Origin of the sequence: Mammaliicoccus vitulinus (assembly GCF_029024305.1) — a bacterium.
Taxonomy (GTDB): domain Bacteria; phylum Bacillota; class Bacilli; order Staphylococcales; family Staphylococcaceae; genus Mammaliicoccus; species Mammaliicoccus vitulinus.
On sequence record NZ_CP118974.1, the window covers coordinates 2,556,381 to 2,580,946 of the forward strand.

General features: G+C 34.9%; 19 protein-coding genes, 1 tRNA gene and 1 other RNA gene. 6 read left to right on the plus strand and 15 right to left on the minus strand.

All coding sequences use genetic code 11. The features are described 5' to 3' along the window. Positions 1-64: 64 nt before the first annotated feature. From PYW35_RS12830 to treP, 5 genes are all read right to left on the minus strand, one after another. Positions 65-598 carry a GNAT family N-acetyltransferase gene (locus PYW35_RS12830; RefSeq protein ID WP_103322816.1) on the minus strand — a complete coding sequence of 178 codons (534 nt, stop codon included), beginning with the start codon at positions 596-598 and terminating at the stop codon, positions 65-67. A gap of 94 nt (positions 599-692) precedes the next feature. Next, an RNA gene (gene ffs / locus PYW35_RS12835) (signal recognition particle sRNA large type) lies at positions 693-961 on the minus strand. A gap of 52 nt (positions 962-1,013) precedes the next feature. Beyond that, the gene (gene treR / locus PYW35_RS12840; RefSeq protein ID WP_103322817.1) at positions 1,014-1,745 is read right to left on the minus strand and encodes a trehalose operon repressor; all 732 of its coding nucleotides are present in this window, start codon (positions 1,743-1,745) and stop codon (positions 1,014-1,016) included. A 29-nt stretch (positions 1,746-1,774) separates the two neighbouring features. After that, positions 1,775-3,418: an alpha,alpha-phosphotrehalase gene (gene treC, locus PYW35_RS12845; protein ID WP_103322818.1), complete on the minus strand. Its 1,644-nt coding sequence runs from the start codon at positions 3,416-3,418 to the stop codon at positions 1,775-1,777. Positions 3,419-3,440: 22 nt separating this feature from the next. After that, a complete protein-coding gene (gene treP, locus PYW35_RS12850) occupies positions 3,441-4,877 on the minus strand; it encodes a PTS system trehalose-specific EIIBC component (RefSeq protein WP_103322819.1) in 1,437 nt (478 codons plus the stop codon). Positions 4,878-4,996: 119 nt separating this feature from the next. Here treP and PYW35_RS12855 point away from each other — a divergent pair, with 119 nt between their 5' ends. Further along, complete coding sequence (locus PYW35_RS12855; protein WP_103322820.1) at positions 4,997-5,743, plus strand: serine hydrolase; 747 nt, start codon at positions 4,997-4,999, stop codon at positions 5,741-5,743. Here PYW35_RS12855 and PYW35_RS12860 read toward each other — a convergent pair. The 6 genes from PYW35_RS12860 to gltB all read right to left on the minus strand — a co-directional run bounded on the left by PYW35_RS12860 (position 5,732) and on the right by gltB (position 14,924). After that, positions 5,732-6,640, minus strand: a complete 909-nt coding sequence (locus PYW35_RS12860; RefSeq protein WP_103322821.1) for a C40 family peptidase — start codon at positions 6,638-6,640, stop codon at positions 5,732-5,734. The two genes, PYW35_RS12855 and PYW35_RS12860, sit on opposite strands and share 12 nt — an antisense overlap. Beyond that, on the minus strand, positions 6,637-7,737 hold the full coding sequence (locus PYW35_RS12865) for a dipeptide epimerase (RefSeq protein ID WP_103322822.1): 1,101 nt from the start codon (positions 7,735-7,737) through the stop codon (positions 6,637-6,639). The genes PYW35_RS12860 and PYW35_RS12865 overlap by 4 nt, the downstream gene beginning before the upstream one ends. Before the next feature lie 12 nt (positions 7,738-7,749). Next, positions 7,750-8,673: a S66 peptidase family protein gene (locus tag PYW35_RS12870; protein WP_016912434.1), complete on the minus strand. Its 924-nt coding sequence runs from the start codon at positions 8,671-8,673 to the stop codon at positions 7,750-7,752. A gap of 131 nt (positions 8,674-8,804) precedes the next feature. Continuing rightward, a tRNA-Ser gene (locus PYW35_RS12875) sits at positions 8,805-8,897 on the minus strand. Between the two features lie 60 nt (positions 8,898-8,957). Next, positions 8,958-10,415, minus strand: coding sequence for a glutamate synthase subunit beta (locus PYW35_RS12880; RefSeq protein ID WP_103322799.1), 1,458 nt, complete (start codon positions 10,413-10,415; stop codon positions 8,958-8,960). A 15-nt stretch (positions 10,416-10,430) separates the two neighbouring features. After that, complete coding sequence (gene gltB / locus PYW35_RS12885) at positions 10,431-14,924, minus strand: glutamate synthase large subunit (RefSeq protein ID WP_103322798.1); 4,494 nt, start codon at positions 14,922-14,924, stop codon at positions 10,431-10,433. A gap of 142 nt (positions 14,925-15,066) precedes the next feature. Here gltB and gltC point away from each other — a divergent pair, with 142 nt between their 5' ends. From gltC to PYW35_RS12905, 4 genes are all read left to right on the plus strand, one after another. Then, on the plus strand, positions 15,067-15,954 hold the full coding sequence (gene gltC / locus PYW35_RS12890; protein ID WP_103322797.1) for a glutamate biosynthesis transcriptional regulator GltC: 888 nt from the start codon (positions 15,067-15,069) through the stop codon (positions 15,952-15,954). Positions 15,955-15,971: 17 nt separating this feature from the next. Then, entirely contained in the window at positions 15,972-16,583 is a 612-nt protein-coding gene (locus tag PYW35_RS12895) for a DNA-3-methyladenine glycosylase (RefSeq protein WP_103322796.1), read from the plus strand. Positions 16,584-16,653: 70 nt separating this feature from the next. After that, positions 16,654-17,772, plus strand: a complete 1,119-nt coding sequence (locus PYW35_RS12900; RefSeq protein WP_103322795.1) for a YibE/F family protein — start codon at positions 16,654-16,656, stop codon at positions 17,770-17,772. Then, positions 17,769-18,539, plus strand: coding sequence for a YibE/F family protein (locus PYW35_RS12905; RefSeq protein WP_016912603.1), 771 nt, complete (start codon positions 17,769-17,771; stop codon positions 18,537-18,539). Before PYW35_RS12900 ends, PYW35_RS12905 begins: the two co-directional genes overlap by 4 nt. 274 nt (positions 18,540-18,813) lie before the next feature. Here the strand turns inward: PYW35_RS12905 and PYW35_RS12910 are convergent, their stop codons facing one another. Continuing rightward, on the minus strand, positions 18,814-19,743 hold the full coding sequence (locus PYW35_RS12910) for a VOC family protein (protein ID WP_103322794.1): 930 nt from the start codon (positions 19,741-19,743) through the stop codon (positions 18,814-18,816). A gap of 187 nt (positions 19,744-19,930) precedes the next feature. Between PYW35_RS12910 and PYW35_RS12915 the strand changes: the two genes are divergently transcribed. After that, positions 19,931-21,088 carry an MFS transporter gene (locus PYW35_RS12915; RefSeq protein ID WP_103322793.1) on the plus strand — a complete coding sequence of 386 codons (1,158 nt, stop codon included), beginning with the start codon at positions 19,931-19,933 and terminating at the stop codon, positions 21,086-21,088. A gap of 8 nt (positions 21,089-21,096) precedes the next feature. On the opposite strand, the gene PYW35_RS12920 is transcribed toward PYW35_RS12915, so the two are convergent. From PYW35_RS12920 to PYW35_RS12930, 3 genes are all read right to left on the minus strand, one after another. Next, positions 21,097-22,173 (minus strand): NAD/NADP octopine/nopaline dehydrogenase family protein, encoded by a 1,077-nt coding sequence (locus tag PYW35_RS12920; protein WP_103322792.1) that lies wholly within the window; start codon positions 22,171-22,173, stop codon positions 21,097-21,099. Positions 22,174-22,301: 128 nt separating this feature from the next. Next, entirely contained in the window at positions 22,302-23,504 is a 1,203-nt protein-coding gene (gene rocD / locus PYW35_RS12925; protein WP_103322791.1) for an ornithine--oxo-acid transaminase, read from the minus strand. Positions 23,505-23,627: 123 nt separating this feature from the next. Continuing rightward, positions 23,628-24,524: a TIGR01777 family oxidoreductase gene (locus PYW35_RS12930; protein WP_103322790.1), complete on the minus strand. Its 897-nt coding sequence runs from the start codon at positions 24,522-24,524 to the stop codon at positions 23,628-23,630. Positions 24,525-24,566 lie beyond the last annotated feature (42 nt).

Here is a 24,566-nt window from a genome sequence, read left to right on the forward strand (position 1 = left end):
TCCAAAGTTTAATACGATATACCTTATATTATATCACGAATCGATACTGACTTCTTATTACAAATTATTGAAAAGCTTCTGGATAATGAACAGTGCCTCTTATTTCTTTAGTAGGATGATCCCATAAGTATTTAAACATAAAGTTTTCGTCTGGAACTTCGAATGGCGTATAAATATCAAAGTCGGAAGCTATATGGTAGCCTAATTTTTGATGATACTCAGAATGACCAAGCACAACAACACCTATATAACCATTTTCATAAGCTCGATATTCTAACGCTTCTATTAACGCTTTACCTATTCCTCTATTTTGATATTCTGGCAAAACCGAAACAGGTGCTAATGCTAATACAACATTGCTTTGTTCATCAGAATTTACTGTTACTTCTGACATCATTGCGTGACCTAGAATTTTTCCTGATTCAGTTTTTGCTACGACTTCAAGTTCTGCATTATAAGTTGGCGATTTTCGGATTTTTCCAATCAATTCATGTTCATTTCCATCTGTATGTTCTTCACCTAAAAAAGCTTGTTTAACAACCTCTTTAGCTAGCTCATATTCCGACTCCACAATAGTACCAATTAGTAATTGCGTCATGTATGATATATCCTCCTGATATAAGAAAAAGAGTGACCGCGGTCACTCTTTTTTTGAATTTATATATAATTTAATAAGTTTTTAAAATTTAAAACCGTGCACCTTTGCTTTGAACAAACATCACAAGCGTAACCTCAGTCGTTAGCTAAACTTCGGCAACCCTACGGCACATACAATGATCCACTTAATGCTGCTTCCTTCCGGACCTGACATGATTCATGGGTTTGTATTGCATAGGACCGACGTCTTCAGACACCACGTGCTGAGGGCAGACCTCACAACAATATGTCCGCGGCAAAGGAATTCAGTCCTGCATAAGCGGATTTCAAGTACAGGGAACCGCTACCTCCCCACTTAGCACGGCAATTTATATAGTACAACATAACCTTTACGTTTGGCAAGGAAAAACTATTCTCTATGAATATGTTTTATTAATTACTCTGCGCGAAAAGTCGACAAATTTAAATTCTGTTGCAATATGTCTAGATATATTATATTGGAATCGCTCTGCATTATTAAGGTGCACGATTCCCCTAACTGTTGCTGTAAAAGGCGGGTCCAACTGACCAAAGTAAGCTGTTTCTTTCTCAGTCATTCTTTCAAATGTAATAGATTTATTTGAATAACTGATTTCTACATTCATTTCGTGTTCAATATATTTATAAATCGATTGTGCTGCAACTTCTTTCGTCAGTTTAGGAATAACACTACATATGAAGTAGTCCTCATCCATGATATGCACTTTATCATCTTTTGTCCTTGTTCTAATGACATGCCACAATTTATCATGATCATTTAACTCAAGTGCATGTTTTACAATAGGCACTTCTTCAGCGCGTATTGCTTCAAGAACTTCGACTTTCGTTTCATAGTCTAAACCTAACCTTTGATTAATCTCTTGAAAACTAATCATCTCCGAAATTGGAAATTGTATGATGTCTTCATAAATGACAACTGAACCTTTACCTTGCAACTTTTGTATATAACCTTTTTCTTGCAATAAATTCAAAGCTTTCCTTACAGTTTCTCTAGAAGTTGAATATATCTTTGTTAATTCATTTTCGGAAGGTAGTTGCTGTAAATGAGCATATTCACCATTTATAATTTTTTCACAAATAGATTGGTAGATTTTCATATACTTGTTCATGTGTTCACCTCTATACCTTCAAAAATAGCTTAATTTCCACTTATCTTAACTACAAATGCGTCATATGGTTGTAATATATTACCTTTTAAATCGTTATTAGCGATCATGATTTCACCTTCTAAATCAATATCTTCTGGGATATCCACTGCTCTGTTAGAATAATTTGCGATAATCAACCACGTTTCATCATTCAAATGTCTTTTGTAAACAAATAAATCTGGATGTTCCATATGAAGTGGTTCTATTTCTCCATAAGTTACAATATCATATTTATGACGGATTTGAATTAATTTTTGATACGTATAGAAGACAGACGTTTTATCTTCAAGTGCCGCTTCAACGTTAATATGCTTGTAATTTTCTGGAATTCCGATCCATGGAGTTCCTGTTGTAAACCCTGCATTATCATGATCATTCCACTGAATAGGCGTCCTTGAATTATCTCTAGATTTTTGACCGATTACTTTCATAATCAGTTCTTCATCCATACCACGATTTTTTAATAGTTTATATGCATTAAGTGACTCAACATCTCTATATTGATTGATATCCGTAAACTTAGGATCCGTCATCCCAATTTCTTCACCTTGATATATATACGGCGTGCCTTGTAACATGTGTAACGATATTGCCAACATCTTACTAGACTTCACTCTATCCTCTTCAGTTGTATCATTACCAAACCTCGTCACAACTCTAGGTTGATCATGATTACACCAGAATATCGCATTCCACCCGTTACCTTTAGCGATATTTACTTGCCATTCCATTAAAATACGCTTCAATTCAAGAAAATCAAATCTCATGTCCGACCACTTTTCACCATTCTTATAGTCTACTTTTAAATGATGAAAATTAAATACACTGCTTAACTCATGACGCTCAGGATTTGTATACTTAATACAATGTTCTATTGTCGTTGATGACATTTCCCCAACCGTCATAATATCTTTATCACCAAAAGTCTGTTTGTTCAGCTCTTGTAAATATTCATGAACTTTCGGACCATCTGTATAAAATTCTTTCCCGATTGCTTTAGAATTTTCGAATGCACCTTTAGATATGAGGTTAATCACATCAAATCTAAAACCATCGACACCAAAATCGATCCAATAATTGAGCATTTCATAAATCTCGGATTTAAGCTTGTCGTTCTCCCAGTTTAAATCAGCTTGAGATACATCGAACAATCTCAAATAATAGCTTTCAGTTTGTTCATCATAAGTCCATGCATTACCACCAAATTTAGACTCCCAGTTTGTTGGCGGCTCGTCTTTAGAACCTTCTTTCCAAATGTAATAATCTCGATAAGGATTGTCTTTTGATTTACGAGACTCTACAAACCAACGATGAGCTGTGGACGTATGGTTAATCACGATATCTAACATAACTTTAATACCTAATCGATGTGCTTCATTGAGTAGCTTTTCAACATCTTCTTTAGTTCCAAAATCAGGATTAATTTGATAGTAATCACTAATATCATAGCCATTGTCATTCATTGGCGACTCATATATTGGCGTTAACCAAACATAATCGACACCTAACGTTTGTAAATAAGGTAACTTTTCAATAATCCCTTGTAAGTCCCCTTGTCCATTTCCAGTCGTATCATTAAATGATTTTGGATACACTTGATAAACGACAGACTTTTTCCAATCTGAAACCGCCATATTGATAAACTCCTTTTATTAATTATTCTTTTACCATTTCTTTCGCTTTTTCTTGTGCAAAGTTCGAAAGTACAACGGTTAGTATAGCTGGTAACACCATAGCTATCAATGTCGCAATACCGAACACGCTCCAATACTCTCTTTGAATCGAGATGATTGCAGGTACGCCACCAACACCCACGCTACCTAACACTTTATTAGCTCCAATAAATGCACCTAATAAACTAGATGAAATAATTGCTGCGAAGAATGGGTATTTCAATGGTAAGTTGACACCGAACATCGCTGGTTCAGTAACACCTAGGAATGCTGAAATACCTGAAGTAACAGCCAAACCTTGTTCTTTAGCCATTTTACGTTTTTTGTATACTAACCAAGCACCAAATGCTGCTGAACCTTGACAAATATTTGAAATCGCAACAATCGGCCATAAATAAGTGCCGCCTAAAGGACTTCCCATCAGTTGGAAATCTACTGCTAAGAACATATGATGTAAACCTGTAATAACAAGTGGTGCATAGAATAATCCATACACTGCTCCGCCTAACCAACCAGCACTGTCAAAGATCGCTTTAATACCATCCGTAATCAGTGTACCTAAGCCTAGCGCTAAAGGTCCAATTACAATAAATGCTAAGAATCCAGTAATTAATAGTGCTACTGGTCCAACGACTAACATCTTGATTGAATCATGAACACGTTTTGTGAGGAATTTCTCTATCACTGATAATACCCAAGTTGCGAATAGTATAGGTAATACTTGCCCTTGATAATTTAATTGTTTAATTTCCAAACCGAACATGTGCCACACAGGTATCTCACTTGATTTACCGCCACCTAAGTCATATTGAGAAGCAAGTTGTGGATGTAATAAGATTAAACCTAATACTAAACCTAAAATCGGACTACCTCCAAACACACGCATTGCTGACCAACCAATTAAAGCTGGCAAAAAGATAAACGCGGTACTTGCGATAACGTTAATAATATTTGCGAAATCTGCTAACCAAGCATATTGTTCAACAAGTGGTTGAGCACCAAACAAATTTTTCGCTGTTAACACATTGTTTAAACCTAAGAGTAAACCAGCCGTAACGATGGCTGGAAGAATCGGAATAAACACATCACCTAGCAACTTAATTAAACGTTGAAATGGATTCATTTTTTGTTCTGACGCTTTCTTCACATCATCTTTCGAACTTTCTTCAACACCCGTTTCTTCTTGAAAAATTTTATACGCTTCATCAACAGTTCCTTGACCAATTACAATTTGAAATTGGTTATTCGCTGCAAAAGACCCCTTAACTAATTCAATTTCGTCTAACGCATCTTTATCAACCTTACTTTCGTCATTTAATACTAATCGTAAGCGTGTCACACAATGTGTTGCTGCGTCGACATTGTCTTGTCCACCTATAGCATCAATGATCCGTCTAATATCTTCTCTCTTCACAGCCATTGAACTCACTCCCCTATATTTATTTAACTGAATTACAACTTGTATATACAAGTATGTAAAGGCTTACAATTAATATTACATTTATAATGTAGTATGATTATATAAAGGAGGTTTTATATATGTCTTTTTTAACTCATGAATTCATAGATCACGAAGAGGTTTCAGTCGAATTCGCTAATGAAAGTTCTACGATTTTTACAAACCATCATCACGAAAAAATATTTGAATCCGCAAGTTTAATTAAATTGCCGATTATGATTTATATTTTTGACCATACAACCCAAGAAGAGCGACAAGCGCAAATTAAACTATCCAATATAGTTGGTGGTAGTGGCGTATTGCAAAAAATGAACATTGAACATTTAAGTATTAAAGATTTAATCTACCTCATGATTGTTGTATCTGATAATACGGCTACAAATACTTTAATTCATTATTTTGGCCTTCAACATATCAATTTATTTATAAGTGAAACACTTCGCACTGAACATACCGAACTCAATCGCTTTATGATGGATGAACATGCCATTCTTGAAGGTAAACAAAACATTACGACAGCACAAGACATGATCACAATACTTCGCTATATATCACAACACGAAGACAAGAAAGAAATGATGGACATTATGTATAATCAACATTTAAACGACAAAGTTTCAATTTATAAATCTTTCTATGAAGACACACTTTCTTTTTATTCAAAAACTGGTGAATATGGCAATGTTGTAAATGATGTGGGCATCATCCAACACGAACACGATTTATATTATTATTGCTTTTTATCCAACACAAATAAACCCAAAAAAGTGATCGACTTCTCTCACCAATTTGGGTCATATATTATTCAATCTATTTTAAAAATCTGATAACCTAGCTGCTTTTGCGAGTATTTTTTGATAATAACTACCTGTTATTTTGACAATTTCAATACTTTTCGGGGTATGCGGTGCATGAATCATCATGTCTTCACCCATGTATATACCAACATGTGACAAGAAACCATTCTCTTCAGGCTTACTAAAAAATAGTAAGTCTCCCGGTTCGAAATTTTTTGACTCAATTGAAACATCTTTCATTGCTTCATATTGTTCATCCGCATCTCGAGGTATATAGAAATTTTGACTTTTATACATTTGAAAACAAAGTCCCGAGCAATCATATCCATAACTAGACATGCCTCCCCATAGATAAGGTAAGTCTATAAAGCGTTTGGCATTTTCAATAACGCCTTGCATCGTTCCCGTTTGGAAATTGCCGTTTTCATCGCTAAATTCAACGTCGTTAGAATGGATTAAGCCTTTACCTTCAGGTGTGTCTACTTCAACATATTCATCTTCACCTTTCGTTACAGGCAACACCGTATTGAACGAAAGAATTTGCTTTGTAGTAAAATCTAAATTAAACAAAGTTGATTTAGGTACTATAACACGTAATTTTTGATGTGCTTTATAATCTTTCATTTCGCCTAACTGACTAGAAGGTATAAAGCCAGGGTAACCCTTTGGATGTTGTTTCGAAGGTTGCTCTATACATAACACATGACTCCAGCCATCTTGTTCTTCTATTACTTCAACCATTTCTCCATACAATACTTGAGTATCTATTCTACTATCTTCTGTAAACGACAACTTTTGTGCCAAATTCAGTTCTAGTAACCATCTTTGAATATCAGCTGGGTACATGATGCCATCTCTATCAATATCTCTAGCTTTATCAATATTTCTCCATATGGTCCCTACATTTACTCTACAATATTTCTTCATGTTCGCACCTTCTTGTATAAAGATTTTCTATCTATCCCTAAACCGAATCCTTCTGAAGCCTTCACTTTAGCACCTTCATAAACGATACCACCTTCAACTTGCCTTTCAACCACCATTAATGGTGCATCAAAATCCACACGGCTTACTTGTTTAGCAGCTAAACTAAAATGTAAAGCAGCGGTTACAGAAACATGCGTCTCTATCATACATCCAACCATGCAAGATATACCTTCATCTTGAGCAATATCATGTATTTTTAAAGCTTGATGTAGGCCACCAGTCTTCATCAACTTAATATTCCACAAATTATTTGCGCCTACTTCTACTAATCGACGCGCATCATAAGTGCTAAACAAACTTTCATCTACCATTAAAGGTATGTTAAATTGCTTTGTTAAAGCACCTAGAATAGTATATTCATAACGTCCAACAGGTTGTTCGATACTTTCAATTTTCAAGTCAGCTTCATCAAAATGTTTCAAGGCATGTCGCGCGCCTTTTTCATCCCAAGCTTGATTAGCGTCCGCGCTCAATATGACATCACTAGGCAACGAAGATCTCAATGCTTTCAGTCTACTTAAATCTGTTTCGACATTGTCTTTCCCCACTTTTATCTTCAAATGATTAAAACCTTCATCGACATATTTCAATCCATCTTCCACCATTTCAACAGCTTCATTCAAACTGACCGTATAGCATGTCTCTAACGTTTTATTTCCCGGGTTATGATTGATGTACTTATATAAAGGCAATTCTGCTTCTTGAGATAATAAGTCATAAAGCGCTATATCTATTGCTGCTTTTGCACTTGTATTACCGACAATGACTTGCTGTACTTCGTCTAATAACTTCACTGTTAAATGCTTATTAATTAATAATGGCTTAAATACTTCTTCAATTGCGGCTTCAATTCCACCTTTAGTATCACCTGTAATAACATATGTAGGTACAGCTTCGCCAACACCTATAACATCATCATAATTTGTTTCGATAAAAACATATATACTTTCTATTACTTCTACTGTTCTTAAAGCTGTTTTGAATGGTTTCTTCAAAGGTGTTCCATATCTATAGTATTTAATATCTGTTATAAACATATAACTGCCCCTTTATTCTATATTTACACCTGATGCTATGTTCAGCACTTTTTGATCGACATCTAACGTTGCTTTTGTTCCAAATGGTATCGCAAAATGAGGCGTACAATGACCGATGTTCAAATCAAATGCTGCAGGTTTATTCAATCGTGTGATAAAAAAGTCTAAAACTTCTTTCATCGTTAACGATTTATTAGGATTTTTAGGTTTACTATTTGTAAATGGCCCAATGATAAATCCAATTGCATCATCTAATTTCCCTGCCGACTTTAATTGTTGAAGGAAACCATCAATCTTATACGGCTCTTCTCCTATATCTTCAATAAATAGAATCTTTCCCTTTGTATCAATTTCGTATGAAGTGCCTAAACTAGAAACTAAGAGCGATAAACATCCCCCAACTATTTCACCTTCAACTCGACCCGATACGAGAGGTTCGAAAGTTAATTGATCAGTTGGATATGAAATATCTTTACCATCGAATAACTGTTCAAAGCTTTTTAAAGATATTTCATTATAAGCATCACCTATATCGGAAGCAATCATTGGTCCTTGATATGTAATCAATCCCGTTTGTTGTCTAATAGCGTTATGCAAACACGTTATGTCACTATAACCCCAAATGATTTTAGGATGTTTCTTAACAAGCTCATAATCAATGCGTTCTACAATCCGAGGTGTCCCATATCCTCCACATGCACATATGATACCTTTAACTTCATCATCCCTTAACATGTCATGTAAACTTTGTAATCTCTCTTCGTCCGTTCCTGCTAAATGACCATAAATTTGATCAATATTATTCGCCAACTTAAATTTAACTTGATATCGCGCTTCTAAACGTTCTAAACCATTCTTTAAATGTTGTTGATTAGGCGGGCTCGCTAATGCTACTACACCTAATACATCTCCCCGTTTTAATCCCTTTGCTTTCATTTAGACACGACCTTTATCAGAATATTCTTATATTATAGCAAAGTTATAAAACATTTGTACAAAACAAAAAGCGCTACCTACAAATGTAGGTAGCGCTTTTCTATATATTAGTCTTGGAATTTTAAAAATAATGGCGGAGGAAGAGGGATTCGAACCCCCGCGAGCCGTTAAGCCCCTGTCGGTTTTCAAGACCGATCCCTTCAGCCGAACTTGGGTATTCCTCCAAATAAGACAATACTTATCTTATAACATGCCATCACTTATGTCAACAATAAACGTCGAAATTAAATTGTAATTTTCTTCTTTAAGGATTCATCTACAGCTTTTGCAACTGCACGACCCTCTTTAATAGCCCAAACGACTAAACTTTGCCCTTTTCTTGCATCACCAGCGACAAATATTTTATCTTGATTTGTTCTAAAATCTTTTTCGTTTGCTACGATTTTATTTCGTTCAGTATTCAAATTGAATGAATGAGGCACTAAATGCTCAGTTCCTTCGAATCCAATTGATAATAGAACTAAATCTGCTGGCCAATGACGTTCAGTTCCTTCTACAATAACCATACCATCTTCAGTTTCTTCTAACACTTGTGTGTAAAGACCTCGAATATTACCATTTTCATCAACATCATAACGCATCGTTTGAATACCGTAAGCTCTTGGTTCGAATCCGAACTTTTCGCGATACTCTTTATGTGCATAGTCTAATTTGAAAATTGGCATTGGTAATGGCCAAGAAGTATTTTGTTCTATTTTATCAGTTAATCTTACATATTTATTAAATTGGACAACTGATTTACAGTCATCTCTCAATGCTGTTGCTACGCAGTCAGCACCTGTATCACCCGCACCTATTACAATCACATTTTTGCCTTTAGCTGTTATTGTCGGTTCATTAATTTCTCCCATTTGTAATTGCGTTTGTTCTGTTAAATAATCCATTGCAAAATGAATACCAAAACTCATACGTCCTTCTAATGGTAAATCTCGTCCTTTTTGTGAGCCTGTACAAACAATAATGGCATCATATTGTTCATCTAGCTCTTCTTTCGTGATGTCTTTCCCCACATTAACATCTGTTATAAAGACGATACCTGCTTCTTCCATTAATTTAACACGTCGCTCAATCACTTCTTTGTCTAATTTCATACTTGGTATTCCATACATGAGCAAGCCACCTGGACGATGGTTTCGCTCATATATCGTCACATTGTAACCTAATAAATTTAATTCTTCGGCTGCTGTTAATCCTGCTGGACCACTACCGATGATGGCTACTTTTTCATCTAATCGGTGTTCTGGAAACTTCGGTTTAACAAGTCCCATATCATATGCTTCATCTATAATTGTACGTTCAATTCCTTTAATGGCTACTGACTCATTATTAATTGCTAACACACATGACGATTCACACGGCGCCGGACAGACGCGACCAGTAAATTCAGGGAAGTTATTTGTTTCAGATAGTCTTTCATATGCCTCTTTGTAATCTTTTCGATACACTAGATCGTTCCACTCTGGTATATAGTTACCAATCGGACAACCTATTGTATCTCTACCGAATGATGAGCCTGTCTGACAAAATGGTGTTCCACAGTCCATACAACGCGCACCTTGTGTTGCAGCATCTTCTGTTGTAAAACGTTGTTGGAATGGTTCATATCCCTTAATTCTATCTTTTAATGGCAACTCATCAAGTTGTTGCTTAGGATACTTCATAAATCCTTTAAATTCACCCATAATATGCCCTCCTTCTTAATATACAGAAGCCAGTTCTTCTTCATCACCTATAGATTTTCGATCATCAAAGAATGCATTTAAAAGCGCATCTTCTTCGTTCTCTAATTTGTGTAGTGAAATCTTCTGCATCATGAGTTTGTAGTCTTTAGGAATAACTTTAACGACTCTTTCTACAATTGTGTCAAATGATGCTAAGACTGCTTTTGCTTTTTTACTATTTGTATATTTAACATGTTCTTCTAACATATGTTTCAAATTAGCTATTTCATCTGCATCTTTTAATGTTTCAAATTCCAGCGTGTCTAGCTCGTTCTCTTCTTTGAATGTTTCAACATCTGTAGGCATTGCGTAACAGACACCACCACTCATACCTTGACCGAAGTTACGTCCGACATCTCCTAAGATGACAACACGACCACCAGTCATATATTCTAGTCCATGGTCTCCAACACCTTCTACAACGACATTGACGCCACTATTTCTAACACAGAAACGTTCTCCTGCTCGTCCATTTATATAAGATGTTCCACTCGTAGCACCATAGAAACAAACATTACCCACAATGATATTGTCTTCTCTATCTTCATTCGGTGCATTCAAGATTAATTTTCCTCCTGATAAACCTTTACCGAAGTAATCATTAGCATCACCAGTATGATGTAAAGTCATGCCTTTAGGTATAAATGCACCATAGCTTTGACCAGCATGTTTAAACGTCTTAACATGTATTGTATCTTCTGGTAAACCAGGTTCACCATGCACTTCTGTAATATAACTACCTGTAATCACACCGACATCTCGTTCTGTATTACGTACATTGTAGCTGCCTACAAATTTTTCGCCGTGATCAATAGATGCTTTTGCATCTTCATATAACGTCGTTAAATCAAATCCTTCATCAAGATGATGATTTTGATTAGTAGAGCGATATCTTTCACCTTTGTTTACGAACAATAATGCTTCTAAGTCCAATTCTTTTGCTTTAGGATGAGCATAACAACGGCTAGAAACTTCTAATAAATCTGTTCTACCAATAAGGTCATCCATCTTCTTCAATCCTAACGAAGCAAGAATTTCTCTTATTTCCTCGGCAATAAAGTACATGAAGTTCACGATATGATCCGCTTTACCTGTGAACAATTTACGTAATTCTCCATTTTGAGTCGCTATACCGACAGGACATGTATCTTTATGACAAACTCTCATCATAATACATCCAAGTACCACTAATGGCGCAGAGGCAAATGCAAATTCTTCGGCACCAAGTGCACATGCTAATGCTACATCGCGCCCAGTCATTAACTTCCCATCTGTTTCTAACGTCACACGTGAACGAAGTCCATTTAACATAAGCGTTTGATGTGTTTCTGCTAATCCAATCTCCCATGGTAAACCAGCATGTTGGATACTCGTCTTAGGAGAAGCACCTGTACCACCATCGTAACCACTGATGACAATTTTATCTGCATATGCTTTTGCAACACCTGCTGCAATTGTACCGACACCCGATTTAGAAACGAGTTTAACGCTAATGTCTGATTTTCTATTTGCATTTTTCAAGTCATGAATTAATTGCGCTAAATCTTCAATAGAATAAATATCGTGATGTGGCGGTGGCGAAATTAAACCAACACCTGGTGTAGATCCACGAACTTCAGCAACCCAAGGGTAGACTTTTGTACCAGGTAATTGACCACCTTCTCCAGGTTTAGCACCTTGAGCTACTTTGATTTGAATTTCTTTTGCGTGTTGTAAATAATCACTCGTTACACCAAAACGACCGGAAGCTACTTGTTTAATGGCACTCATGTAATTTGTGCCGTCTGGTTTCACGATAAAGCGTTCTGGGTTTTCTCCACCCTCACCACTGTTACTTCGTCCACCAATTCTATTCATCGCTTCTGCTAACGTTTGATGTGCTTCTTGAGAAATAGAACCAAAGCTCATTGCACCAGTTTTGAATCTTGTAACGATTTGATCGGCAGATTCCACTTCATCTAAATCAATTGCACGCTCTGCTTTAAAATTAAGTAAATTTCTTAAATGACTCATGCGTTCGCTATCAGCCGCTTCAGAATATTCTTTAAACATTTCAAAGTTGTTATCTCTACAAGCATGCTGTAATAAATGAATCGTTTTAGGGTTAAACGCGTGGTATTCTCCTTGTTGTCTCCATTGGAAAGTACTACCTGTATTTAAATGGTTAATGCGTTCCGATTGTCTCGCTTTATTCTCTTTATCGATTGTTTCAATAGATATACCAGAAAGTTTAGACGGTGTACCTGTGAAATATTCATCGATTACGTCTTTACCTATACCAATTGCTTCAAATATTTGAGCACCTTGGTAACTTTGAACTGTTGAAATACCCATTTTAGCCATAACTTTTATGACACCTGCTGATAGTGTTTGACTATACGTGTCGATATTTTGCTCGACAGTGCCTTCGAGACGTCCCGAAGTCGTTAAGTCTTCTATCGTATAATGTGCTAAGTATGGTACAACGGCATTTGCGCCATAACCAATTAATGTAGCTAAGTGGTGCACTTCTCGACATTCGCCAGAGTATGCAACAATACTTGTATCAAGACGTTGTCCAGTTCTGATTAAATGTTGATGAATATGACTAACCGCTAATAACATAGGCATTGCAAATGACGCTTCTTCTTCATCAACAGATTCATCTTCTAAAACGATGATTTCAGCACCATTTTTAACGGCTTTTGAAACTTTGTGACCTAAGTCATCTAACGCATCTTTAAGAGACCCACTATATGTTGTCGGAATCATCGTTAAGCCAAATTCACTATCTTGAATCCGTTCAAGTTGTGCCTTTGATAACACTGGATGATTCAACTGTATTCGCTTCGTATTATCTTTATTCGGTTCTAATAAGTTACCTTCTTTTCCTAAGTAAACCAATTCACTTGTTACGATTTTCTCTCTATATGAATCAATAGGCGGATTCGTAACTTGTGCAAAATGTTGTTTAAAGTAATTAAACAATGATTCAGGTCTTGTACTTAATACGGCAACAGGTGTATCAAAGCCCATTGCGCCAATAGGATCTTTTTTCTCGCTTGTGAGTTCAGACATATATTTGTTGATTTCTTCTTTTGTATATCCGAAACGACGTTGCAGTTGGAATAATTTATCCTGTTCTATATGAGATGGTGAAGCTACAATGTCATTTACATTTAATGCTTTATGACTAACCCACTCATCGTATGGATATTCGCTTGCAATACGTTGTTTTAATTCGTCGTTCTCGATTACTTTATTTTCTTTAAAGTCTACTAACAATAGTTTCCCTGGGTTCAATTGACCTTTGTACACAACATGCTCTTCTTCGACGTCAATAACGCCTACTTCAGATGAAAATATAATTTCATTAGTATCTGTGATTGTATAACGTCCAGGTCTCAATCCATTACGGTCTGTTAAAGCACCTAACTTATCACCATCACAGAAGCTAATCATAGTTGGTCCATCCCATGGCTCCATTAAGTAACTATAATACTCATAAAACGCTCTAATTTTTGGATCTTGCGTGTCATTATATAACCAAGGTTCAGGAATCAATAACATCGCCGCTTGCTCAGGAGGAATACTCAAACTCAAAAACTCTAAAGCATTGTCGACAATAGCTGAGTCACTACCTGATTCATCTAATACTGTTCCAATTTTATCTTTCACATCTCCAAAGATCGTCTCGATTAATCGATCTTGACGAGCGCGCATCCAGTTCACATTACCTTTAATCGTGTTAATTTCACCATTATGCATAAGTAATCTGTTTGGATGTGCTCTTTTCCAACTTGGGAATGTATTCGTACTGAATCTAGAGTGGACTGAACCAAACTTCGAAACATATGATTCGTCTAATAAATCGATATATAACCCTTTAATTTGGTCTGAGCGCAACCATCCTTTGTAAACGATTGTTCTTCTAGATAAACTTGCAAAGTATAAATCTAAATTTTGTTCATCACCGTATCGTTCAATTTGTTTACGCGCAATAAATAAAGAGCGATCAAAATGTTCACTTGAATGATTTTCAACAAATACTTGTTGAATATAAGGCATTGTTTCTGCAACATGTTCAGCCAATACCGATATATCTACAGGTACATCTCTATATGAAATAACCTTTAAGCCTTCCGCTTCAAAAAATGCATTAAATTTTGTTTCATGCTCACTGCCAGCTATTTTCTCATCAGTGAAGAACATACCTACAGCATAATTTTCTTCTTCAGGTAAATTTAATTTTAATTTTTGTTTAAAATAGAGGTGAGGGACTTCAGTCATAATACCAGCACCATCGCCAGTAATACCATCAGCTCCAACTCCACCTCTATGATCTAACCTACAAAGCATTTCAATTGATTTTAATACAATATCATGTGACCTCTTGTTGTCCATGTTGGCATAAAAGCCAATTCCACAAGCATCATGCTCGTCCATTGAATCATACAGGCCAAGTTGTCTTCTATCTTTCTTAAATGACATACGACATCACCTCAACAATAAATTTCAGAATCTTCAATAATTGATAGTATATATCATACTTTATAATGACTCATCTTAACAATATATAAAATAGATGAAATATATCTAAAAATTAGATAATATAAAACGTGAGGTGTTATATATGGAGATTAAACAATTAATTTACTTTAGAGAAGTTGCGTTAAGAGAACACATTTCAGAGGCTGCATTAGAATTAGAAATCGCCCAATCTGCGGTGAGTAGACAAATTGCTAATTTAGAAAAAGAACTTAATACGACTTTATTTTTAAGAGAAGGTAGAAATGTTAAATTAACTGATAGTGGCGAACTGCTTCTGTCACAAGCGAACCGAATTTTAAATTTGATTGATGAGACGAAAGAGCTCTTCATACATCAAGATCAAACAGATAAACGCTCCATTAAACTCGCTTATACAGAAAGCTATGTTTCACAAGCTTTACCAGCGATCATCAAAACATATGAGCGCGACTTCAATATAGAAATAAGACCGATGATGATGACACCTGCAGAAATTGAAGAAGCTTTACTTTCACATCAAATAGATGTTGCGTTATGCGAATTAACGCCGAAACTTTCAAACAACAAAAATACTCATAAACATGTTCTATTCGAAGAAACGTACAATTTATATGTACACAACAATAATGATTTATCTATGAACCCTAAACCACCGTTATCTCAATTAAGTCATCAATACATTTATCATTTCAACACTTTGCCTGACCAAATTTCACAATTAATACGTAAACATGCATCACAGAAAGCATATCCTATTTCGAATTTTGCATTGCTACGTCAAACATTGCTGTCGGAAAAAGGCGTGCTCATTATACCTGACTATTTGAGTAATGGAATGGAAGACGAACATCTCACTAAAATTCCTTTAACACATACTGAATTAAAAAGGACGATTCATATCGTTTACCAAAACAACAGTCAAAACAATCAATTAAAGACTTTTATAGAACATACACGCTCACTATTGCAAAGACAAACAACGTATCATTAAGGAGGATTTATTTTAAAATGGATTTTATTAATAGACCGACGGAAGAAACTGCTGCAGATTTACTTGGCGTTAAACTTATTCATGAAACTAAAGATATCACTTATACAGGCTATATTGTAGAAACAGAAGCCTATATTGGCAAACATGACCAAGCTGCGCACTCCTTTAATGGAAAGAATACGAAAAGTGTACAATCACTTTATTGCGAAGGCGGTACAATTTATGCACATTCCATGCATAAACAGTTGCTCATTAACTTCGTTACGCAAGTTGAAGGAGAGCCTCAAGGTGTCTTGATTAGGGCTGTCGAACCTGAAGATGGTATTGAACAAATGGCAATCAATCGCAATGGCCGAACAGGTATAGAATTAACGAATGGGCCTGGCAAGTTCACACAAGCGATGAATATTTCTAAATCACTAGATGGCACTAAGCTTAATGCTGGATGTCTTAAAATAGATACAATAAATCGAAAGTTCCCTAAAGACATCGACTTATCTGCTAGAATCGGTGTACCTAATAAAGGGGAATGGACGGAAAAACCTTTACGATTTACTGTAGCAGGACATCCTTACATTTCAAAAGCCAGAAAGCGTGATTCAATACCTTGCGAAGAAACATGGAAATAATTGAAGTAAGAACTTGAAGGACGTATACTATAATTTATTAAAATCAAACGAAAAACGATGGTGCAATCACATGAATTCACAACTTAAAACACAATTTAAAAAGCCATTTAACATTACCATTTTGACCTTCTTCATTTTAATCATGGGTGCTTATATCTTTACGCAGTATAACGCACAATTTTATAAGACACCGATCGGACAAATTACCGATATTACAAATAAGACGTCTGAACAGACCGTTGATCAAAACAAAAATAAAGACACACTTCATAAAGAAAAAATTGAATTAAAAGTGTTGAATGGGAAGCATAAAGGAGATAACATTCAAATCTCTCATAAGTACACGGATTCTTTAACAGATTCCGAAAAATATCATAAAAATGATCAAGTTCTACTATCTTATAAAGGCAAAGAAGATACTGCTATTATTAAAGGCTTAAAAAGAGATGGATCCGTTATATTAATGTCTGGGTTATTTTTATTAACACTACTTCTAGTCGGTAGAAAGTCTGGATTATACTCCATCATTTCACTCATCATCAATGTTGCGGTTCTATTGTTTATGATTGATTATTTTATGAAATACAATAACCAGCACTTCTTCGTACTTATGACAGCTACTGTTATCTTTTCAACAATTGTTTCATTATTGCTTGTAAGTGGGTTTAAACGGAGAACTTTCGTCGCAATTATTTCAACATTACTTGGAACATTCTTAAGCATTGGAATATCTCAATTAGTGATGATGTTGACGAACAGTGACGGAATTAAATATGAAACGATGAGCTTTTTAACCATTCAGCCGACTCAAATCTTTCTTGCGTCAGTATTGATTGGTTCACTTGGTGCTGTTATGGACGTTGCAATTACTTTAACGAGTTCTTTATACGAAATTAAAGCGCAACATCCTAACATATCACTTAAACAGTTAAGACAGTCGGGTATTAATATCGGCAAAGATATTATGGGTACTATGACGAATATATTATTTTTTGCATATTTGTCAGGGAGTATTCCTATGGTCATTCTCTATTTCAAAAATAGTAACACCGTAACATATACCCTCTCTATGAACTGGTCGTTAGAAATTACGAGAGCTCTTATGGGTGGCATCGGTATTGTTATCACGATACCCATTACAATATTTGTTGCGATGATATTTTTGAAGAGAGAGGAGGCTAACCGATGACAACATTTTTATTAGCCCTCATCTTATTGGTACTTATGATTTTAGTTGGCGGAAAGAAAGGTGTTAGATCCTATATAACGTTATTTTTAAATTTAATCACTTTATTTATAGCGTTATTATTAATTGTATATAAAGCACCTATATTCATCGTGTTAATCATTTTCTGCTTGTTAATCGCATGCATTAATTTGTTTTACATCAATGAATACAATACAAAGACGATTGCGGCCTTCTTCGCCACTATACTATCTACACTTATATTAATAGGATTAATCTATTTCATTGTCGATATTTCTATGTTGCAAGGATTTACCGAAGAAGAACAAGATGAAACTTATATATTTTCAATGAACATCGGGATAAACTATGCTCAACTCATGGTATTCACAATTGTATTAGCCGTTATTGCAGCAGTTATTGATTTAACTATTTCAATCAGCTCGCCGATGTATGAGTTATATGATGCACATCCAAATATTTCAATGAATCAACTATTCAAATCAGGCTTAACAATTGGGAGGGACATCCTTTCAACAACAACAAACACGATTTATTTCGCATATATCGGTGGCCAAATCACGTTATTCTTCTGGTTTGGTAAACTGAACTACACATTTGGTGAAATTATCAATGCTAAAATATTTGCCGCAGAAATCATTACAATATTGCTAGGCGGAATTGCTGTCAGCATTGCAATACCTATAACATCATTTATAACAGTGCGATTAATCAGGAAACAACAACACGTTAAAGAAAAAGAATATTAACATTACAAAAAAGCTAGGACATAAATGTCCTAAACTATAATGTTTTTGTAAAGTGCATGCTTGCCTGGGGGTATGGTTCGAGCCTGTAGTCTCTCTCACATACTATTCCCCCGGGCGTCAGCACTTTACAAAATTAGAAATATAAAAACACCCAATCCGAAAATGATTCCAACGGATTGGGTGATTTATTTTAAGTTGGGATTTATGTCCCAAACTCTTCAATTATTCTATATGCAGTAATGAACAGGCATAATGCCTTCTTACCTATTTATAATTAAATAGGCTCTAAATTATCTTCAATCTCTTTTCTTCTTGGTTCGAGGAATCCAGGTAAGTCTAATTGTTGACCGAGTTGTTCAACATCATCATACGGCAAACCAGGTCCTTCAGTAGCAAACTCTATTAATATATGTGAATGTCTATAATACAAACTCTTAAAGAAATCTCTATCTACAATTCCAGTATGTACGACTTTTTTCTCATCTAGCAATTGTTTCACTTTGTTCAATTCATCTTCATCAGCTACTGATAAAGCAAGGTGATGAATACTACCTTTACCAGGTCTTTCTTTTTCACCTTCTTCTTCTTTCAAAACAATATCACTATATAAGCCTTCAAAATCAATCGTATATAACAATTCACTTTCAGAATCTACCAATTCAAAATTTAAATCATTTTCCAAAAAGTCTTTCATTTCAGAAACATCATCGATTTTAAACTCAATCGGACCCATACCCATAATTTGATGTTCATTTGGAACATCAGTATATCTATTATTACGCCAATCTTGTGGCACTTTACGATTTCCATTAGGTAATAGCACCATTTCTAAGCCTTCATGATCTCGAAAATGCAATGACATCATGCCATTATAAATACCGATAGCATCATGGTCGACACCTAAAGTTTCGAAACGATTTTTCCAATAACCTAAACTTTCTTCACTCGGAACTAACAATCCAATTCTTGAAATTGCGTTTGTACCTTTATGAGTTTGACCCATAGGTTTAAGTTCAAAAAATGTTAGAGAAGTACCAGGCGTCCCAACCTCATCACCATAGAACAAATGATACATTGAAGGGTCATCTTGATTCACAGTCTTTAAATACATACGTAAACCTAATTTATCCACGTAAAAATCTTTATTTAACTTAGCATCTTTCGTTAACATTGAAATATGATGGTGCCCTAATATTTCTACCATAATTGTACCTCCTATATATTTAACTACATTATACTCGTTAAATAATACCCATTACAAAAATTCAACTCAAATACAATAATAAAGACACCAGTCATAGTGACCTCTCTATGACTGGTGTCTTGTTATGCATATTTTTCGAAATATAAAATTTTTAGCGTTATGATAAATATCTAAGGAGAGATAAGTTATGACGATTGAACAGAAGAAGCGATCTATCTCATTATTATTAGCAGGGTTTATTATTTTCTCGAGTCTTTACGTTACACAACCAATATTTAATGGTCTTAGTCGCTATTTCAACGTTTCATTATCAGATATCAGTTTAACATTATCTGTATCTACATTTATGCTAGGTATCGGTTTAATCATCGTACCTATGTTCAATAATATTGAAAAGAAACGCATGATGTCTATTTCTGTACTACTCGTAAGCTTATTATCTATTGCTAGCGTATTCGCCACCAACTTCCATTTATTCCTCGTTATACGTGGTCTCATGGGTCTTGCATTAAGCGGCGTTCCATCAATTGCAATGGCATACATAGCAGACGAAGTTCATAAAGACCGTATCCGTAAAGTCATGGGATTATATGTCGCTGGTACAACTTTTGGAGGTATGTCAGGGCGAGTTGTTGTAGGTATTCTAACAGATATAGCCAATTGGCAAGTTGCCATCGCATCACTCAGTATCATCAATTTAATTCTTGCAGTATTAATGGTGATATTATTGCCCGCTTCAACTGTTCAAACACCAAATTGGGTTTCACCTAAGCAACATTTCATAAAATATGGTCAATTATTAAGGATACCTGCAGTATTAAAAGCAATGTCTTTAGCCTTTTTATTAATGGGTACTTTCGTAACAATTTATAGCTATATCACAGTTCGATTTGAACGACCACCATTCTCATTAAGTGAATCTACCATCGCGTTTATATTCATATTATATTTAATCGGTACATATAGCTCAATCAACTTTGGTAAACTCAGCTACAAACTCGGTATAAAGAAAGCATATGCAGTAGCAATTACCATCATGATTATAGGTATCGCATTGACCTTTATAACTTACTTGCCAATAGATATATTAGGACTCGCAGCGATGACATTTGGATTCTTTGGTGCACATTCTATACAAAGTAGTTATATCGCAACACTCACAAAATCCAGCAAATCACATGCATCAACATTATACTTATTAGGCTATTACGTAGGATCTAGCTTGTTAACCATGCTCGGTGGATATATATTTATACATCTAGAATGGTTAGGTATCGGCATACTGTCACTCATGCTCACACTCACGGCAGTTATAATAAGTAAATCATTATTTAAAAATGCTTAATCAATGTTTCACACTGATTGTAGTCCAACTTTTTCTAATCCTAACTCTTCTACAGTCAGCCCTTCTTTGAAGAAGTCTCGCTCTAAAATGGTTGAGGCAATTACGATGATGGCATCTATATTTGGTGTTGGTACACCGATTACTCTGCCTAGACTTGACCAAAGTACTAAGCCAAATGCAATATCTTCTGTAAGATATCTATTTTCTACTTCATTTGGTCCATTGATCTGTGAAAATACTGGACTTGTATTAAATAGTTTGTTCAGTGGTTCGTCTTTATCTTCTTTAGATAAATAGCCTCGTTCTATACGAGCGCCTTTTGCTGTATTGAGCTCAAATCCTAACTTTCTACCTAATGAAAGTCTTTCTAATTCTACTGCATGTAACAGTTTAACTGTGTGTGGTGTAATACCTTCTTTGTATAGTGAGAAATTGTCTGCATAATCGATTCTACCAACGTTTAGCAGTGTTGGTCCCGGATGCACTTCTGGATTCCCATTTTCTAAGTTGGTCTTCCAAAGACTTTCTTCTTTCACGATATATGGATATAACTTTTTGACGAGTTTAAAACTATCTGTTAAATAACTTTTATCGTAAGTTGAAAAGTGCACTTTTTTTACGTTTAAGGATAAGTTTACTTCTGCTTTATCGTAGTCAACGCGCGTCCCATAAGTTAATGTATTTACTTCTGCAAACTTCGGCATGACTTCAATATGTTTATATTCTAAGACGTTGATAAACCGGATTGACCCCATGGCTGCAGCTATGTTGAATAGGATAAGCTGTTGATCTGTGATAAATGGCGCCATCGTTTTAGCATAATGTTCAATGAACGAAGAAGGGATAATCATTTGTATAACTTCTGCATCTTTTAACACATATTCCATATCATCACTTATGTCCGTAAATTTCACGAAGCTTTTTTCACCTTCATTTATAAAATCAAAACCACCTCGTTCAAATGCTTTATCAAATTTATGAATAGATTGATTTCGACAATATAATTTTACTTGATGACCTTTCGAAATCATATCTAAAGCCGCCGTAACCGCTCCGTTACCCGATCCTACTATTGCTATTTTCATGTTATCAATCCCTTCTTTAAATGTGGTAATAAGTCTTTACTTAATATATACCCAGGAAATTTTAACATAAAAATAACTGAAGAAAATTAGAAAAATTTTCTTCAGTCAAATGACAAATAAATAAAGCTTTATGTTGTTTGTTTAGATTTTTCTTCTATTGTTTGCGTGATCACATTAATAATTGTATCGATATCATCTTCTTCAATTACAAGAGGTGGTGCTAAACGTATAATGTTACCTTGTGTTTCTTTACATAAAATACCTTGTTCATTAATACTAGATACAATTGATTGTGCGTTCTCATTTAATTCAATACCGATAAACAATCCACGTCCTCTCACTTCTTTTATAATTGAACTATCAATTTTTTGAAGTCCTTTTAATAATTTTTCACCCAATTGTTCAGAACGTTCTGGCAGAGATTCATCTATCAGTACATCTAATGATGCGATAGACACTGCACACGCTAGTGGATTCCCACCAAAAGTTGAACCATGCGTACCTGGCGTGAGCACTTGCATAATATCATCATTAGCGACAACAGCAGAGATAGGATATAATCCTCCACCTAAAGCTTTACCTAATAAATACATGTCAGGTTCTACTTCTTCCCATTCCATCGCAAACATTTTACCAGTTCTACCTAATCCAACTTGAATTTCATCAGCAATTAATAAAATTTCATGTTCTTCACATAATGCTTTAACGTCTTTAATGAAATGTTTAGGTGGGATATTTACACCACCTTCTCCTTGAATAGGCTCCATGATGATAGCAGTCGTTTGAGGTGTAATAAGTGAAGCTATTTGTTCTACATTACCAAATTCACTATATTTAATATTACCTGCTAGTACACCAAATCCTTTTTTATAAGCTTCGTTTGAAGACAATGATAAAGAACCAATTGTTCTACCATGGAAATTACCTTCCATCGCTATAATCTCTGCATCATCAGCATTAACGCCTTTGATGTCTTGTCCCCATTTAGTCGCAACTTTAATTGCCGTTTCAACTGCTTCTGTACCAGTATTCATCGGTAAAACTTTATTCTTATTTGCTAATTTACAAATTTTTTCTTCCCAAACGCCTAAATTATCACTATATAATGCTCTAGAAGTCATCGTGATTTTTTGACTTTGATCAAGAAATGCTTGAACGATTTTAGGATGACTATGTCCTTGATTAAGAACGGAGAAACCAGATACACAATCAATATATGTATTGCCATCTGAATCTTTAACGTGTGCGCCCTTTCCTTCAGTCAAAACAATATTTAACGGGCTATAATTATTCGGGCTATACTTCTCTGTTAATTCAATAAACTGATTCATTTAGTACCCACCTTTAATAATAAATATACTTTAATTCGTATTATTATTCATTATCATACATTTATTTTGTATATAAGTCAAAATAAAAAGAGAAGTTTTTCACCTCTCTTTTGAAAATTACTTTTATTTCAACAAATTATTAATTGCATCATCTATATTAGGAAACTCAAATTCAAAACCTTGTTCAAGTAATTTCTTAGGAAATACTTTTTGAACATCTAATATAATCGTAGACTGTTCTCCTAATATTAATCGTAAAGCAAATTTAGGCGCAGGAATTAAATGTGGTCTATGAATCGCTTTACCAATTGATCGACCTAAATCATTTTGTTGAACAGGGTGTGGACTACATAAATTATAAACACCTTTAAACGCTTCATAATCAATCAACGTTGTAATACTTTTAATTAAATCTTCCATATGAATCCAACTCATCCATTGCTTACCTGAACCTAGTGGACCGCCAATAAAGAATTGATACGGTTTAACCATTGTCGGTAATGCGCCGCCTTTATCAGATAATATAACGCCAAATCTTCCAAGCAGCACTCTTGTTCCTAATTTATCAAATAACAGTGCTGTTTGTTCCCATCTTTCTACAACAGTTGATAAGAAATCATGAGATAAAAATTGATCGTCTTCATCATATGATACGACTTTAGACGGTGGATAGTAGCCGACTGCACTCGCATTAAACAATACCTTTGGCGCATAATTTTGTTTCTCAAAATAATGATATAAACGGTTCGTAGATTCAATGCGACTATTCATAATGGCCGCTTTATGTTCTTCTGTCCAACGTTCATTAAGACTTGCTCCTGCTAAATTAATGACAATATCGATTTGAGGTAAGTCTTGTTCCCAATTATCTTCAGACCAATTAATATAATGAATCAGCGGCTCGTCTGAACTTCTATCACTTCGTGTTAAAATATAAATTTCACTGTCATTATTTAAATAATGTTCTACAAGTTCTGTTCCGACTAGACCTGTACCACCAGTCATTAATATTTTTTTCATTTTATCCCTACTTTGATTTAAATTATTTTATAAAATCATCTA

What these genes read in the sequence shown, in the direction of transcription:
- PYW35_RS12900 (WP_103322795.1), top strand. Translation starts at nt 16,654, where the DNA reads ATGAATTCACAACTTAAAACACAATTTAAAAAGCCATTTAACATTACC.
- PYW35_RS12860 (WP_103322821.1), bottom strand. Translation starts at nt 6,640, where the DNA reads ATGAAGAAATATTGTAGAGTAAATGTAGGGACCATATGGAGAAATATT.
- PYW35_RS12830 (WP_103322816.1), bottom strand. Translation starts at nt 598, where the DNA reads ATGACGCAATTACTAATTGGTACTATTGTGGAGTCGGAATATGAGCTA.
- PYW35_RS12870 (WP_016912434.1), bottom strand. Translation starts at nt 8,673, where the DNA reads ATGAAAGCAAAGGGATTAAAACGGGGAGATGTATTAGGTGTAGTAGCA.
- PYW35_RS12865 (WP_103322822.1), bottom strand. Translation starts at nt 7,737, where the DNA reads ATGTTTATAACAGATATTAAATACTATAGATATGGAACACCTTTGAAG.
- PYW35_RS12920 (WP_103322792.1), bottom strand. Translation starts at nt 22,173, where the DNA reads ATGAAAATAGCAATAGTAGGATCGGGTAACGGAGCGGTTACGGCGGCT.
- PYW35_RS12915 (WP_103322793.1), top strand. Translation starts at nt 19,931, where the DNA reads ATGACGATTGAACAGAAGAAGCGATCTATCTCATTATTATTAGCAGGG.
- rocD (WP_103322791.1), bottom strand. Translation starts at nt 23,504, where the DNA reads ATGAATCAGTTTATTGAATTAACAGAGAAGTATAGCCCGAATAATTAT.
- treP (WP_103322819.1), bottom strand. Translation starts at nt 4,877, where the DNA reads ATGGCTGTGAAGAGAGAAGATATTAGACGGATCATTGATGCTATAGGT.
- gltC (WP_103322797.1), top strand. Translation starts at nt 15,067, where the DNA reads ATGGAGATTAAACAATTAATTTACTTTAGAGAAGTTGCGTTAAGAGAA.
- gltB (WP_103322798.1), bottom strand. Translation starts at nt 14,924, where the DNA reads ATGTCATTTAAGAAAGATAGAAGACAACTTGGCCTGTATGATTCAATG.
- PYW35_RS12910 (WP_103322794.1), bottom strand. Translation starts at nt 19,743, where the DNA reads ATGGTAGAAATATTAGGGCACCATCATATTTCAATGTTAACGAAAGAT.
- PYW35_RS12895 (WP_103322796.1), top strand. Translation starts at nt 15,972, where the DNA reads ATGGATTTTATTAATAGACCGACGGAAGAAACTGCTGCAGATTTACTT.
- PYW35_RS12880 (WP_103322799.1), bottom strand. Translation starts at nt 10,415, where the DNA reads ATGGGTGAATTTAAAGGATTTATGAAGTATCCTAAGCAACAACTTGAT.
- treR (WP_103322817.1), bottom strand. Translation starts at nt 1,745, where the DNA reads ATGAACAAGTATATGAAAATCTACCAATCTATTTGTGAAAAAATTATA.
- treC (WP_103322818.1), bottom strand. Translation starts at nt 3,418, where the DNA reads ATGGCGGTTTCAGATTGGAAAAAGTCTGTCGTTTATCAAGTGTATCCA.
- PYW35_RS12930 (WP_103322790.1), bottom strand. Translation starts at nt 24,524, where the DNA reads ATGAAAAAAATATTAATGACTGGTGGTACAGGTCTAGTCGGAACAGAA.
- PYW35_RS12855 (WP_103322820.1), top strand. Translation starts at nt 4,997, where the DNA reads ATGTCTTTTTTAACTCATGAATTCATAGATCACGAAGAGGTTTCAGTC.
- PYW35_RS12905 (WP_016912603.1), top strand. Translation starts at nt 17,769, where the DNA reads ATGACAACATTTTTATTAGCCCTCATCTTATTGGTACTTATGATTTTA.